The sequence below is a fragment of the Mycobacterium noviomagense genome (genome assembly GCF_010731635.1).
GTDB lineage: Bacteria > Actinomycetota > Actinomycetes > Mycobacteriales > Mycobacteriaceae > Mycobacterium > Mycobacterium noviomagense.
In genome coordinates this window covers 1,396,705-1,410,149 of sequence record NZ_AP022583.1, presented here as the reverse complement: position 1 = coordinate 1,410,149, position 13,445 = coordinate 1,396,705, and the positions used below count along the sequence as shown (strand labels likewise).

At 63.3% G+C, this 13,445-nt stretch carries 17 protein-coding genes and 1 pseudogene; 14 read left to right on the top strand and 4 right to left on the bottom strand.

The annotated features are described in order from the left end of the window. Positions 1–28: 28 nt before the first annotated feature. The 3 genes and pseudogenes from G6N15_RS06670 to G6N15_RS06660 all read left to right on the top strand — a co-directional run. Positions 29–112: pseudogene (locus G6N15_RS06670) on the top strand (DUF4244 domain-containing protein); the annotation flags it as partial. A 20-nt stretch (positions 113–132) separates the two neighbouring features. Further along, on the top strand, positions 133–1,800 hold the full coding sequence (locus G6N15_RS06665; RefSeq protein ID WP_083089270.1) for a recombinase family protein: 1,668 nt from the start codon (positions 133–135) through the stop codon (positions 1,798–1,800). 248 nt (positions 1,801–2,048) lie between these two features. Further along, complete coding sequence (locus tag G6N15_RS06660) at positions 2,049–2,519, top strand: hypothetical protein (protein WP_083089269.1); 471 nt, start codon at positions 2,049–2,051, stop codon at positions 2,517–2,519. A 227-nt stretch (positions 2,520–2,746) separates the two neighbouring features. Here G6N15_RS06660 and G6N15_RS06655 read toward each other — a convergent pair whose 3' ends face one another. Then, a complete protein-coding gene (locus G6N15_RS06655; RefSeq protein WP_163747965.1) occupies positions 2,747–3,394 on the bottom strand; it encodes a GIY-YIG nuclease family protein in 648 nt (215 codons plus the stop codon). Between the two features lie 136 nt (positions 3,395–3,530). Then, entirely contained in the window at positions 3,531–4,070 is a 540-nt protein-coding gene (locus tag G6N15_RS06650) for a hypothetical protein (protein WP_232070365.1), read from the bottom strand. 73 nt (positions 4,071–4,143) lie between these two features. On the opposite strand from G6N15_RS06650, the gene G6N15_RS06645 reads away from it, so the two are divergent. The 8 genes from G6N15_RS06645 (at position 4,144) to G6N15_RS06610 (ending at position 10,647) form a co-directional block, all read left to right on the top strand. Next, complete coding sequence (locus tag G6N15_RS06645; protein WP_139797974.1) at positions 4,144–4,569, top strand: hypothetical protein; 426 nt, start codon at positions 4,144–4,146, stop codon at positions 4,567–4,569. Beyond that, the gene (locus G6N15_RS06640) at positions 4,566–4,889 is read left to right on the top strand and encodes a hypothetical protein (RefSeq protein ID WP_083089265.1); all 324 of its coding nucleotides are present in this window, start codon (positions 4,566–4,568) and stop codon (positions 4,887–4,889) included. Before G6N15_RS06645 ends, G6N15_RS06640 begins: the two co-directional genes overlap by 4 nt. Continuing rightward, the gene (locus G6N15_RS06635; protein ID WP_083089264.1) at positions 4,886–5,938 is read left to right on the top strand and encodes a hypothetical protein; all 1,053 of its coding nucleotides are present in this window, start codon (positions 4,886–4,888) and stop codon (positions 5,936–5,938) included. Before G6N15_RS06640 ends, G6N15_RS06635 begins: the two co-directional genes overlap by 4 nt. A gap of 186 nt (positions 5,939–6,124) precedes the next feature. After that, on the top strand, positions 6,125–6,331 hold the full coding sequence (locus G6N15_RS06630; protein WP_083089263.1) for a hypothetical protein: 207 nt from the start codon (positions 6,125–6,127) through the stop codon (positions 6,329–6,331). Between the two features lie 326 nt (positions 6,332–6,657). Then, on the top strand, positions 6,658–6,897 hold the full coding sequence (locus tag G6N15_RS06625; RefSeq protein ID WP_083089262.1) for a hypothetical protein: 240 nt from the start codon (positions 6,658–6,660) through the stop codon (positions 6,895–6,897). After that, positions 6,894–8,999 (top strand): bifunctional DNA primase/polymerase, encoded by a 2,106-nt coding sequence (locus G6N15_RS06620; protein WP_083089261.1) that lies wholly within the window; start codon positions 6,894–6,896, stop codon positions 8,997–8,999. Before G6N15_RS06625 ends, G6N15_RS06620 begins: the two co-directional genes overlap by 4 nt. Positions 9,000–9,386: 387 nt before the next feature. Further along, complete coding sequence (locus G6N15_RS06615; RefSeq protein WP_083089260.1) at positions 9,387–10,148, top strand: hypothetical protein; 762 nt, start codon at positions 9,387–9,389, stop codon at positions 10,146–10,148. A gap of 100 nt (positions 10,149–10,248) precedes the next feature. After that, on the top strand, positions 10,249–10,647 hold the full coding sequence (locus tag G6N15_RS06610) for a hypothetical protein (RefSeq protein WP_083089259.1): 399 nt from the start codon (positions 10,249–10,251) through the stop codon (positions 10,645–10,647). 60 nt (positions 10,648–10,707) lie between these two features. Here G6N15_RS06610 and G6N15_RS06605 read toward each other — a convergent pair whose 3' ends face one another. Beyond that, positions 10,708–11,262, bottom strand: coding sequence for a DeoR family transcriptional regulator (locus tag G6N15_RS06605; protein ID WP_232070364.1), 555 nt, complete (start codon positions 11,260–11,262; stop codon positions 10,708–10,710). Positions 11,263–11,926: 664 nt separating this feature from the next. On the opposite strand from G6N15_RS06605, the gene G6N15_RS06600 reads away from it, so the two are divergent. Beyond that, positions 11,927–12,313: a hypothetical protein gene (locus G6N15_RS06600; RefSeq protein WP_083089257.1), complete on the top strand. Its 387-nt coding sequence runs from the start codon at positions 11,927–11,929 to the stop codon at positions 12,311–12,313. 140 nt (positions 12,314–12,453) lie between these two features. Continuing rightward, positions 12,454–12,636: a hypothetical protein gene (locus tag G6N15_RS06595; protein WP_139797973.1), complete on the top strand. Its 183-nt coding sequence runs from the start codon at positions 12,454–12,456 to the stop codon at positions 12,634–12,636. A gap of 74 nt (positions 12,637–12,710) precedes the next feature. Here G6N15_RS06595 and G6N15_RS06590 read toward each other — a convergent pair whose 3' ends face one another. Then, positions 12,711–12,974 (bottom strand): DUF1883 domain-containing protein, encoded by a 264-nt coding sequence (locus G6N15_RS06590; RefSeq protein ID WP_163747962.1) that lies wholly within the window; start codon positions 12,972–12,974, stop codon positions 12,711–12,713. Positions 12,975–13,321: 347 nt separating this feature from the next. Here G6N15_RS06590 and G6N15_RS06585 point away from each other — a divergent pair, with 347 nt between their 5' ends. Continuing rightward, positions 13,322–13,438 carry a DUF4244 domain-containing protein gene (locus G6N15_RS06585; RefSeq protein WP_163748275.1) on the top strand — a complete coding sequence of 39 codons (117 nt, stop codon included), beginning with the start codon at positions 13,322–13,324 and terminating at the stop codon, positions 13,436–13,438. Positions 13,439–13,445 lie beyond the last annotated feature (7 nt).

The window sequence follows — 13,445 nt, the reverse complement described above, 5'->3', positions numbered from 1 at the left end:
CTGTTCATCAAAGGAAGGAAAATCATTAATGCGCAAACTGTTTCGCGCGCTGCAAGCACGGATGACCCTGCTGGCGGTCGACGAGTCAGGAATGTCCACAGTCGAATACTCGGCGGTGTAGGGTTTACACCCATGCCTAGAGCATTGATCGTCGTCCGCCTCTCCCGAGTCACCGACGCTACTACCTCACCGGAACGCCAGCTCGACACTTGCCGTGACCTGTGCGACCAGCGCGGCTACGAGGTCGTTGGCATCGCGGAAGACCTAGATGTATCCGCCGGGTCCACCTCGCCGTTTGGCCGGCCGCAGCTCGGAGACTGGCTGTCGAATCGCCTCGGCGAGTTCGACGTGCTCGTGTTCTATCGGGCTGACCGCATCGTCCGCAGGTTGTTCGACCTGGCCGACCTCATCCGGTGGGCGCGTGAACACTCTGTCACGCTGGTATCGGCAACGGAGACGTATTTCGACCTCTCCACCGATTTCGGTGACATCATCGCCTTGTTGGTGGCGAAGGTTGCCGAGATGGAACTGTCGGCCATCTCCGAGCGCAACGCCTCAGCGTTCCGGCACAACTTCAAGGCCGGCAAGTACCGCGGCGGCATACCGCCGTGGGGTTACCTGCCTCAGCAGGACGAGTCCGGTATGTGGCGACTCGTCCAAGATCCGGTACAGGTCGAGGTAATCAACGAGGTTGCCCGTCGTGTGCTGGATGGGGAGCCACTGCGAGCGATTGCCCACGACTTGTCCGCTCGCGGTGTGCTCACTCCGAAGGATCGCTTCGCACAGACTCAGGGACGTGAGGTCAAGGGCTACGAGTGGCACTCCAGCCCGCTTAAACGCTCTCTCACGTCTCCGACGCTGCTCGGGTACGTGGTGACTAGGGAACCGCTCACCGACGCTCAGGGCCGCGTACAGCGTGACACCAAGGGACGGAAGGCGTTCGGACCCGAGAAGGTCGTCCGCAACGATGACGGCTCGCCCGTGGTCCGGGCTCACCCGATCATCACCCGAGAGATATTCGATCGGCTCGGCGCAGAGCTGGCCGACCGGGAGAATCGCAAGGAGCCGACCAAGCGCAGCAGCGCGCTACTACTCCAAGTCATCTACTGCGGCGTGTGCGGGAAGCCCGCATACCGGCTCAAGGGCGGCACCGGGCGTAAGCCCCGGTACCGCTGTGCGTCGGCTCAGTACAAGACGACGTGCGGGAACAAGTCGGTACCGCTGGACTACGCGGACAAGCGCGTCGAGACCGTCATCCTGGGATTGCTCGGTGGCTCCGAACGTCTTGAGCGTGAATGGGAATCAGGCTCGGATTACTCATCCGAGCTGGCCGAAGTTGACGCAACGCTTGCCGACCTAGTGGACCTGCTCGGTACGGGTGAGTTCAAGGCAGGGACTCCCCAGCGAGTTCGGCTCAACCACCGGATCACCGAGCTTGCCGCCCGCCAAGAGAAGCTGTCCAAGGAGACCGTGAAGCCGGCCGGGTGGACGTGGAAGCCCACCGGCGAGAAGTTCGGCGATTGGTGGGCGCGTCAGGACATCACAGGTCGTAACGTCTGGCTCCGTTCGATGAATGTCCGCCTTGAGTTCGACCACGAAGGAGTGAATCTCATCTTGGGCGACGTGTACAAGCTGACGGAGCAGATGAACGCCAGTGGTCAGCCTGTGGCCGGCTGGCAAGAACTGCTAACCGCGATGCGGGATAACGGCATTGCTGGAATGGAAGTCAACGGCGATGACATCGTGTTCCATCATGCGTCGGGCCTTACGGTGTCGGCTGATGAGCTGCACACGGTGTGAGCCGGTTCTTACCGGCGGAGAAGCAGATCAGGGACGCGCTGGCTCACGGTCGCGGCGCGACGCTGACGGCGCAGGGTTGGTTTTCGGCGCAGTGAGCGGCTTATAACGCACCGCAGTCTAGAAACCGCATAAGAACCCCGGCGTGTTGCCGTGTCGTTGCGAAGGATTGTCGGTCCCGTGTGCCACCGTTGATGCCGAGGGACGTGAACCCACGCCCTGGAAACAACCGACCTCGGAATTGCAACGACATGACCAACGACAACAACAACCTGAAATCGCACGTGTTCGGCCTACTAGGCACCTTGCACGAGCTGCCGTCAAAGTTATCGCTTCTTCAGCGAAGCCCACGGCTTGAGAATGTGGCAGGTTCCGACGAGTTCCAGCGCATCGAACGCTGGGCCATCGAACTCAAGACGTTCATCGACCAGACGTTCTCGGAGCTCTACCGACGGATAGCTATGCACACCGATGCCATCGTGCAACTGACAGACGATCGACGGGTGGCGGTACCCGTAAAGAAGCTCGGGAAGTTGACGATGGCGGAGTACGCCGACTTGCGAGAGTGCGCGGGGCAGATAGAGAACGTTTCCGATGTTGGTGACTTTCTCACTTGGGCGCTTAAGTGGGGTGATGGTGCGGCGAAGGCAATACAGGTTCGTCGTGCACAAATTCTCGCCGCAACAGCGGAGCTGGAGACCTACTTCTCTTCGGCTGCATAAACCTTCCACGCTTCGGCGGGGGTCAGTCCCTCCACGGCGTACTTATCCGCGTACAGGTTGCCGAATGCCTTTCGCTCAGCCTCGGTGGAACTGGGCTTACTCTTGGCCGCTTGGTGGTAGCCCATGGCGTACAGAGCGTTCGGTCAGCATGTTCCTGTTCGGTCGTCATTTGTCATTCCGTCCTTCCGTTCGTTGTCAGATTTCGGCAAAGGATGACCGGTGGCCGACTACATGAACCTACGTCGGCGCTTGAACGCCGCTACGTCAGCCTTGGACAGCAGGAACCACTCGCCGTTTCGGCGACGGTCCTTGAATCGGTCGTGCCAGTAGCGTTCGATGCCGGCGGGGTCGTCCGTCTCGAACGAGTGGACCAGGACGTACTTCTCGGGCAACTGAAGCCCTATCTCGTACGACCGCCGACCGACGTGGTTTGACCGTCCAATCTTGTGGAATCGCCCGGATTTGATCAGATAGACAACGCCATTGGGGTGTGTCGAAATCGACGATTGAGAGGGTTCCGGCTCATCATCCGCGACGTTCGTTGCTAATAGTTCATTTACGTCTGCGAGATCGGGTTCGGTCTCTGTGAAGATGCGAAGCCGCGCGAGCTGTGCGGACTTGTCGCCCAGCCGCGCCCGGATGCTACCGCAGCTCGGGAAACTATCGTCAGACCGGCGTTCCAACCTCAGATGCGCCTCGGTGGGGAATCGACCGAGCTTCCGAGCAAGCAGAGCCATGCGTCGCAAGATGTATTCGTCTTCGTGTCGGCGGCTCTGCATCGAGTTTGGCTGAAGGCCTGCCTCAGCGATGGCATCGCTCCAAGAGACCCAGTAGCGCCCGCGCCAATCGCTCTCTTTGATCCCGGTTTCAGCCATGAACCGTTGGCGGCCCAGCGGGACACCGCCGTTCTCAGCGGCGCATCGTCGAATCTCTTCGAGGATTTCCTCCTTAGCGACCGGCATAGGCAGGGATCATAGTGAGGCAGTCGACCTGTCTGGAGACCGTTCGTTGTCAAGTTTCGGACGTGACGTTTCTACCGCTGGGGGGCATAAGCGCAGCACGGGCCTTATCGGTGATCTGCCCACCACGCCGCCCCGGCGTGCGGATCAGGAAGCCATTACGGCTTGCGTGCCACAGGTGACTCTTGATCGCGGCCGGTGACTTGCCGGTGATCTCGGCAAGGTATTCGACCGGCCCACTGTCGGGCTTCTCTTGGCTGGCGGCGCAGTAAACGAACGAGAGCCACACGAGGTACTCATCGGTAAGACCGCGAGCCGAAAGCTCCCGCAGCTCGCCGCCTACGGTCGCGAAGTCGATCACCATCTCCAGGTCCGGGTGTTGTTCGATCTTTCGCACAGCATCTACCGCCGCCGCGAAGTCCACTTCACGCAGGACCGTCGATGACAATCCGCCTGCCGGGCGCTTGTCGGGGTCGGTTGGCCGAATCACTACCTGACTCGGTCCGCGCCGGTCGTCGTCGTACCAGGTCATCTCCGCCGTCCATTCGCCTTGTGGGCCGATCTCCTCGGACAACGTCACCCTCGGTTCCATGTCAAGCAGCATAACATGCCCACCCGCTGGTCTAACCTCTTGAAAACCGGTTAGACGACATGCTTCACTGCAAGTGTCGATCACAACGGCGTGGTCGGAAGACGTGAGGCCGGACGACCGGCACCAGAAGCCCGTCAACGGCAGTCGGGCGACAAGCGAACTGGAGCCCGTCACTCGCACCCTCGGGACTAAGCAGGCCCTGGAATACGCGCAGATCAGCAACAGGCCCGAATTGGGCGACCCAGGGCAGCGGGGAATCGCTGCCACCGAACAAACAGGAGATAACGCAATGAGGATCAACGATCCGAAGGCTAGATATTCCCAAGTCTCGGGCGTCTTTCTGGACACCGATCAAGCCCAAGATCACCGACTGCTGGTGATGGCGAAGATGGGATCTCTCAAAGTGGTGGATGGGATGGTCACCTTCAAGGCCATGGTCCCTGAATCGGCAATTGAGTCGCTGTACGTGCCGCCCAGCGAAAGACTGAGAAACCGATGACCGGGATCAAGGGGGCGGGTAACACCGCCCCCAACCTTCCGACCATCGACATATTGAACGGCGATGCGGTCACGATGGGCATCTGCGAGCCGTGCTGGTTGTACGTCGGCCGGATCACCGAGCTTGAAGGCGAATTGACTAGCTGGCAGTTCGTCTACCGCAGCCCGCTACTTCGGGCCTCGCATCCGATGTACGAGCGGATGCTCGACCACATCGGCGGCGCCATCCAGATCGACTCGCAGGTGATCCCCGACCATCACATGATGTTCGGCGAGGCTGAATTGGCGCTCTACGAGCCGCGCTACGGGACGCCGGAATGACCCGCCACGAGTTCGAGTCCCGCGAAGCACGGCACCCGGAGACCGGGATCGTCAACGCCGATCACGTACTGACCGCTGGTCGCAAGATCGACAAGCGCGAGCGCGATTGGGGCGAGGACGACGACCTCACCGAACAGTCCCGCGTCCGGCGACAGCCGGATTGGTACTACGGCAGCAAGAGACCGCTCAAACGCGGCGACGCGGAGAAGGTTCATCGGCTGCCGCAGCCGCATGACGAGGGCGAGACGTGGCATGTCGGGGCGATCCATGAGGGCCGGGATTGGACGAGCGTCCGGCTTACGTGGCTGAACCGGGAGCGGGACGAGGAGGCGACCCGGATCACCGGGATACCGGCAGCGGTACCCGAGGGGCGGTGGTCGATGGTGCAGCTTCGCTGCTCGATCTGCTGGGAGGTCTTGATCAAGCGGGGCATCAACGACGACGAAGGCGGGCTGCCTGCACTCCCGGACAAGGCCCGGTACTGCGGCGCGACGTGTAGGCGTCGAGCTGACGCTGACCGGAAGGCCCGGAAACGTCGCCTTGCTGACGGCGTCAGGAAGTATCCGCGTGATCCCCACAGCATGGTCATCCACGAACCGTGGCCGACGTTGGTCCCAGCGGGGCCGGACGGGCTGGGCGGTTTGAACATCAAGCATCCGGTCATGGTGGCCCGGCGGTACGAGAACGTCGAGTACATCACCCCGACGAAGACATGGCTCATCGGTGGCGCCGAGCCACCGGCCCGCCGGGACGGACTCAACGCGGCCCGGTATCCGGGCCGCTATGTCCGGCCAGTGGATCGACCAACGCAACGGCGACCTAGGAAACGCAAGGCCAGTCGTGAGCTGGAAGTGCGGCACGGGATCATGCGTGGGTTCTCCACGTCGTGGTGCGTCAACGCCGTGTATCCGGCGAGACCTACGCCACGATCGGTGCGCCGCTTCCATCCGGGTCAAAGGTGGCGGCAATCGGTGGTGCATGGCCGTCCGGCGATGGTTCCGACCCCGGCGCGGTGGACGGATACCCTAAAAAGTATCCTGACCTGCTGATGTCCGGTTTTCTCCATAAGTGTGGGAGGGCACGGCAAAACGGCCGTCATTTTCGGCCACCAATGACGACGGTACGCCAACCGCGTGACCGTTGTCAACCCACACACACACCGAAACAGGCCCCGCCCTCGGGGCCGGCTCTTTTTTCAACCAACCCATCCGCACGGATAAGCACAGGAGGGCCACATGGCGAACCACACCGCCACACACTGCCCACACGGGCATCCGACACCGACAGCGACAGCCCGCACCGCCCAGGGGTTCTGCCGCAAGTGCAAACGGCTGAATGACGCCCGGCGTCACCACCGTAACCGTGAGGCCGTCGAGCTGGTCCGCGCTCTGGAGGCCATCACCCCCGAGGAGCTGGCCGAGCGCATCAAGGCTCTCGGCTAAGCGCACATAGACCGGGACGCCCCTGCTCCGGGTGGGGTCGTCCCCTCAGGCCAGCTCCGGGCTGGCCTACCCCGAGGCCCCCGGCTCGTCCTTGCCTCTCCTCTTGGGCGGGTCGGGGGTTTCTCGCGTAGCGAGTGCCCAAAAGCGTCGAGGACCGTAGGCCCTCAAGCAGGTGCCCTCGCGGACCCTCAGACGCCCGTAGGCGTCTCCCGATACTCGGAACACCGCCCGGTGTCCGTTAGGCCCTCAGCGTCGAGCTGAGAGCTGACGCAACCACCCGAAGGTGGTTGTGACACAACACAATGAAAAGAATGGAGTAAAACAAGATGAATCTGGTCAAGGACCCTTCAAAGGTCAAAACCGTCACGACTCGCAAAGGGTGGGTTTACCGGGTGATTCCCGGCACTTTCCAAGAGGGTTCGGTATTTACGGGCGCTGCTGAGCACGAGGACGGCTATGTGCCGTGCGTGTCCTTCGAGGCGCAGGGCCGTGGGTTTATGGACCGAGAGCGCGTCAGTCTGCAAACGGCTGAGGTCGCTTCGGTGGTCGAGGACATCTCCGAATGACCGAGATGTTCGACCGGGTTCAGCAGTACGCCGCGCTGGGCTACTGCTGCACACCGGCCAGCGTCGAGTTGGACGGCAACGGCAAGAAACGAGTGAGCTACCCGAGCGACTGGTCCCGGCGGGTGTTCGAAGATCCCGCCGATTGGGCCGGGTGGGATGCCATCGCCATCAACACCGGCTTGAGCGGGCTTGTCGTCGTCGACATCGACACCAGCCACGGCAAGAACGGTTTCGAGTCGCTGGAAGCCGCCGGGGTCGAGCTGCCGTCCACGCCCCTGGTGATCGCCACCCAATCGGGTGGCCGGCACTTCTATTACCGGGCGCCCGAGGACACCGAAGTCCGCAGCGGTGCCAACGTCTTGGGCATGGTGGGTGTTGATATTCGGGCGTCCGGCGGCAACGTGTTCGCGCCGGGCACCGTCCTTCCCGGTGGCGGTGCGTACCGGCAGGCGGACGGTTCGCGGGGAGTATCTGTTTGGGAACTGCCCGAGTTTCCCGCCGAGCTGGCGAAGCGTCTGGTCGGCACCAGCACTCGCACTCGTGACGACGTGGCCGTCGTCGCGGAGCCGGCGGACGTGACGCCAGAACAGCGTGAAGCTGGCGAGCGGATCATCGCAGAGAAATTGGCGGTGATTGCAGCGGCCGGTGCGGGTGAGCGCAACGCAGCGGGGCGGCAGACGCTTCGGATTGTCGGTATCGCCAAGACGCTGGGATTCGACGCCGAGACGATCAACGGCAAGATCACAGCCGCCTACGACGAGTCGGGCGGCGATGATCCCCAGCAGATCGAGAACTGGATTCGGTCGGCATGGAAGCGCGCCGAACCGGAGAACCCGTTGTACTGGACGGCAGAGGGCAGGCTCAGCACGTTCTGGGATGCACGGCCCGAGCTGGCGCATATCCGGCAGGCGGCACACGCCGAGCTGGCCTCGCCGTGGGCGGTGCTGGGCGCGTTGTTGGTGCGGGTGCTGGCCGACGTGCCGCCCAGCGTGCGGCTCGACACCGGAGTGAACGGCCCTTACTCGGGTGGCCTGAACTTCTACGCCGTGCTGGCAGCCAGGTCGGGAGGCGGCAAAGGTATCGCCAACCGAGCGGCGCAACACCTGTGGCCTAGTTCCGTGCACACCACCGAAGTCGCTTCCGGCGAAGCGATTCCGAGGTTGTTCGCCTCGCGGGTCAAAGAGGAAGGTGAATACGTCGACAGGTGGATTCGTGACGCGGCCGTGGTCTACGCCGATGAGCTGGGATCGCTGAAGGCGTCGGCGAGCCGCACCGGCTCGACGCTGATGCAACGGCTGTGCACAGCGTTCACCGATGGCGCGCTGGGGTTTACAACGGTCGATGAGTCGAAGAACGTCACCGTCGAGGCAGGGTCGTACCGGCTGTGCGCGCTGGCGTCGGTGCAGTACGACAACGCGCACTTGCTTTTGTCGTCGGAGTCGGTGTCCACCGGGCAGGCGCAGCGGTTCGTGTGGTTCCCGGCCAACGACACTCCGCCGGATACCGAGCCGGATCATCCCGGCGCACTGGGCCGGACCGTTGTTCCCGTGATGCTCAGAGTCGAGGTCTGCGGCGCGGCGAAGCGGGCGATGCGGGAGGCCCGCAAGCGCGGGATGCGTGGGGATGCCGACGCCCTGGACGGGCACCGGCTCTACGCACAGGTGAAGGTGGCCTACGCCCTAGCGGTGCTGAACGGTCATCACGAATCGGTCAGGGAGTCCGATTGGAACCTGGCCGGTGTGGTGATGGCGATGTCCGATCGCACACGCGAGGCTGCCCAGCGGGCGATAGCTGAGCGCAGCAGGGCGACGGCGAAGCTGGCCGGCGAGGATCAGGGTCTACGCGCCGAAGCCGCTGCCGAAGCAGAGGACGCCGCACGCCTTCAGCGCCAGGTCGACGTGCTGCGGCGCAAGCTGCACCGGCATCCGACCGGCATCACACGCAGCGATCTGCGGCGGGCGTTAAAGTCACAGTGGAGAGCTGACTACTTCGAGCTGGCGCTCGACTACCTGATCGAGTCCGGCGAAGTCGTCGGTACAGGTGACGACTGGTACCGGCTCACCCAAGGGGTGGACGCCGGGACGGTCAAAGTGGACGGGTAAAACACTGCCTGACCTGGGGTGGACGGGTGGACGCCCGTCCACTGGTCGGCGCGGGGACGGCGTCTCGCGGGCGGTATTAGGACGCAGTTCGCTTTCGCAGCGGGTATAAAATAGTTAGTATATTTACTTATATATAACTAGCTGCGAATACACACTCAATGTGATATCCGCCGCCCGGCGGAGTTTGTTCGCTCGTTCGCCAGTCTGGGTGGACGCCCGTCCACCCGTCCACTCCTGGTCAGAGCCACTTTCAGGCGTCCACCAAGCGGTCCACCGTCCACCCCGGATATCTACACCACCACTATCCCGTCAGCACCCGCTGGCGGGTTCTTTCAACGCGACCGGCACATCCGCCGGCGCGTTAACAACCGAAGGAGATATCTAAACATGTTCGATCCCATCTACATCGCCAATTCCGTAGCGGGATGGACGGCGCTTGGCGTGAAGCTACCGAAAGAACTTGCCCGCGCCGTCGAAGTGCTCGACGCGATCCGCCTCGTTGAGACCGGACACCCGGTCGTGTTCGGCATTACGGACGTGACACCCGACAACGTCGAAGAGAAGATCCGCGAGTTAGCCAATCAGCTTTTGCCGACGATGGGAATTGCGACCCGCGTCGGTGCCACCGACTTGTCTGCGCTGGAAACTGCCAAACGGCAGGCGTTGAACCTTGCGGCCCGCGACGTGCTCACCAAGGCGGGAGCAGCCGTGCCCGGCATCATCAAGCAACTGGAACCACGATTCGACGCGGCCGTTGCCGAGTTCACCGAGGCCGTCCTGGCACTGCCCGACGACCTCTCCGACGCCGCGATCGTCCGGGGCGGTCCGGCTGTGCTGGCCGAGTATCAGCGCGCCGCGCGGGCGCAAGCGGTCATCGCCTCTTGCGACGGATGGATTGCCTCGCTGCGAGAGCTGCCCGGTATCGCCGGGCGGGTCGATGCGTTCACCCGCGTGCTGCGCCCGGTCGACCTCGACCAGCTCGACAAGCTGGAGAACGCGGGCACTAAGCGGTACGAGCACTACGGCCAGCTCAACCCGCTGTTCGTCGTCGCCGTCCGTGAAAACGTCGAGTGGGGACTGAACACACCCGCTGAAGGCGCCGCGATCCGGCAGGCCATCGAAGCACAGCGCGTGCTGTCCGCCCGGTAGCGGGCTACACCTCCGTCTGGAATGGCCCTCAGCTCAACGCTGTGGGCCGTTTCCGGCCCCACCCTCACATCCCCACCGCGACAGAAGGAACCACCGCGAGATGACCACAGGATCAGCCCGCAAGCTGGCGGCGCAGCTCGCCGCCACCCAACCCGAGTACGACAACGCAGACGAGGCAGCGGCGATCGCATTCACCAAGCGACTACAGGAGCGGGGCATAGTCGGCGACGTTGCCGGGATGCCCGACCCGGTAGACCCCGATCGGGAATGGCGAGAGCGTGTGCTGGCTTACTTCCGCGATATGCAGGAGCTTGAGCGCCGGGCCGGGGAACTCCGCAAGGCTGAAGCCAGCCCGGCACCGCAGACCGCAGCCGGTCTCCTCGCTGCGGCTCTGGCTCAGGCGAACCAGGCACCGTCCCAGCACATGCCGCTCAACGGCGCCGCTGTGCTCCGAGCTGCCCTGGCCGGCGGCAGCGGAACCATCAAGGCGAGCGGATGACGATCTAGACCGATACGAAGTTGCGCCTCATCGACATCCGCGCCGTGTTCCCGTCACTGGTTATGCCGCCACAAGCTGGTGCGCCTTGGCGCTGGCGGTGGCCTGCCAATAGCGGCTGCCGACAACTCGCTGTACGAGGCCCTTGCCCGACAGGTAATTGAGGCTGGCGCTAACTGTGCCCGGGCTCACGTGAAGCTTCTCGGCCATCTGGTTTCGTGTCATCATGCCCCTCTTGACCAGAAGCATCGCGATCGGGAGATGTTTGGCGAGCACCTCGATCGGATCGAACTCCCGGACCGGACGGCGCTTGATCGGCTCGACAACGGCGGGTTGGTTGCGGGCCTCCACCTCGGCGGCGGTGGGGGCCTCAACCTCGGCGGCGGCGAACTCATAGGTGGGATCCAACTCACCGCACACCACGCAGATGCCCTCCCGATCACTGTCGGGACCATAGACCCGAGGATGTATGCACGCCTCGGCTTCCTCCTCGTCCTCCTCCTCCTCCTGCTCCTCCTCCTCATCGATCACGTCCACCTGTGTGTCGATGAAGTCGATGAACGCCAGAAGCTGACGCCGGTCTTCGAGCCATTCGTCGTTTGAGGTGCCCAGCTGCATTCGCAGACCGGAAACCTCGAGCGTGAGATCAATCATTGCTTCTCACTTGACCTTTCACTGCACTAGATAAATCAACACAACGGCTTCTGGAAGTGGTGTCGCCGTTGACCTTCACTCTACGCCCAAAGACTACGTTTGGGACCCGAGACCACCTGGTGAACTCGGCGGCCTTGACCTGGGCCTTTGGCCACAGCCGGTCCCTACCCCCAGGGGCTCAGACAGGGCCGGCAGGTGCCGGGGCCCTCCAGGTGCCCAGTGGCAGAGGCACAGGACAGGGGCAGGCAGGGCAGGCTAGGACGGGAAGGGACAGGGTGCTTCTGGGGTAGGAGCAGGACGCGGGGTATGGCAGGGACACCGGGCAGGCGTGTCCTTCGGGTAGCGGGTGCCGGGGTCGGTGGGGTGTAGGGCACGGGGCAAGCAGCCCTGGGCACCGCACTAGGCAGAGGCCAGCACCCGCATACCGGCACGTCGCCGCCGGGTAGCCACAGGTCCGCGCACCCCAGGCGGTTGCCCCTGCCCGCCCGCGTTTGGACCGGACGGTAATGCTGTCGCCTGCCTATGCGGCGGCATCGCCCGCGTTTTTGCCCCGGCGCAGCAAACGTCGCCCACGTCCGCGCCCGAACACCCCAGCAACGATTCAACAACCACGGAAGGAACACGAAACATGACACATCCGCTCATTCCGAAGGCCCCGAAGGGCCTAAAGACACGCGGTAGGCAGCTCTGGCGGGAGCTGCACACCACATACGACTTCACCGACTGCCCAGAGAAGCTCATCATCTTGGAGCAAGCCGCCCGCACCGCCGATGTCGTCGCGCGGCTCCAGAGCATCGTGGATGCAGCCGACGACCTGAGGGTTAAAGGTTCGCAGGGGCAGCCGGTCGCCGCCCCCGAGGTTGCAGAACTGCGGCAGTACCGCGCTCTACTCACGTCGCTGCTGAAGTCGCTGACGTTGCCCGACGAGGAGGAGACCGCCGGCAGCGGGAAGATGACCCGCAGCCAGCTCGGACGCCTTGGAGCACAAGCCCGTTGGGGCGGGGTGACTCGATAGTGGGGCGACCGAAGCGGAGGCGAGGGCCTCAGGTCCAGTCGATCGAGACCTTGGCGAACGCGCTGCCGGACGAGTTGCGAGACCCGGACATGGAACCGAGGGATCGGCTCCCCGCCATCGGAGCGTGGCTCCGCGCACATATGGTGGACCCTGCCCTGGCGCTCGACGTTGCCAACGCGGCGGGCTTGGGCATCGCGGAGTGGTTCCGCCGCCGTCTGACCGCCCCTGGCGCAGCCAACGAGCACCGGGTCTACCGCAGCCTGGGCGATCTTCCCGAGCCCCCACCGAGGGAGACGAGGCCGGACTTACGTGTCGTGCATTAGGCGTTCAAATGGAAAGACGGCACCCCCGCAGAGAGAGCGCCGCCTTCCCTTTGGAACTTCTACGATGCGGCGGGCTAAGCCACCTGGACCGCAGCCCGCCCACTGCCCGCGTACCCGCCGTAGTCGACGACAACGAACCAGTGGCCATCGTTCGGCACCTGCAGCACCACCGGAGACCGGTTGTAGTGCCCGCCCAAGTAGCGGTGCTGCTCGCCACGCTCAAACGAGCGATAGTTGGAGCTGTCCATCAGCCGCACATTGGCCGCGTTGCCTTCGAGCGTCACGCGGACGACAGCGCCAGCTGATTGATTACCGAGGTCCCAGAAGTTGTAGTTCACCGAGGGCCTCCCTTCTATCCATGCTGAAAGAAGGAAACGCGGAGCCCGCCATTCTGGTGCGAAATTGCAACACCAGACCTGCCTCGGTGTAGCGTGTCGTCTGCAAGGCCAATTGCTCGACACGGACCCTCAACTGGCGGGACTCAACCCCCGGTTGAGGGTTTGCGTCTTTCAGCAGTCAGAACACTACACCTAGTGGGTGACATTCAGAAGAGATACCACATCTTGTAATAACACTTGTGGAATTCTTAGCTCGAATCGTGTGTCGATCCCGCAGTACCAGCCCGTTTTGGTGTATCGGCAGACCGCTGGGGCATGCGGTGTAATACTAGACAGTCGAGTACGCCATCGGCACCATCGCGGCCGCAGCCTTCGGCGCGATCCTCTACACGGTCGTCACCGGCGATTCCATCGTCGGCGCGTTGAGCAACATCATCGCTCGCGCGCTGAACACCAAGGTTTAGTCGACGA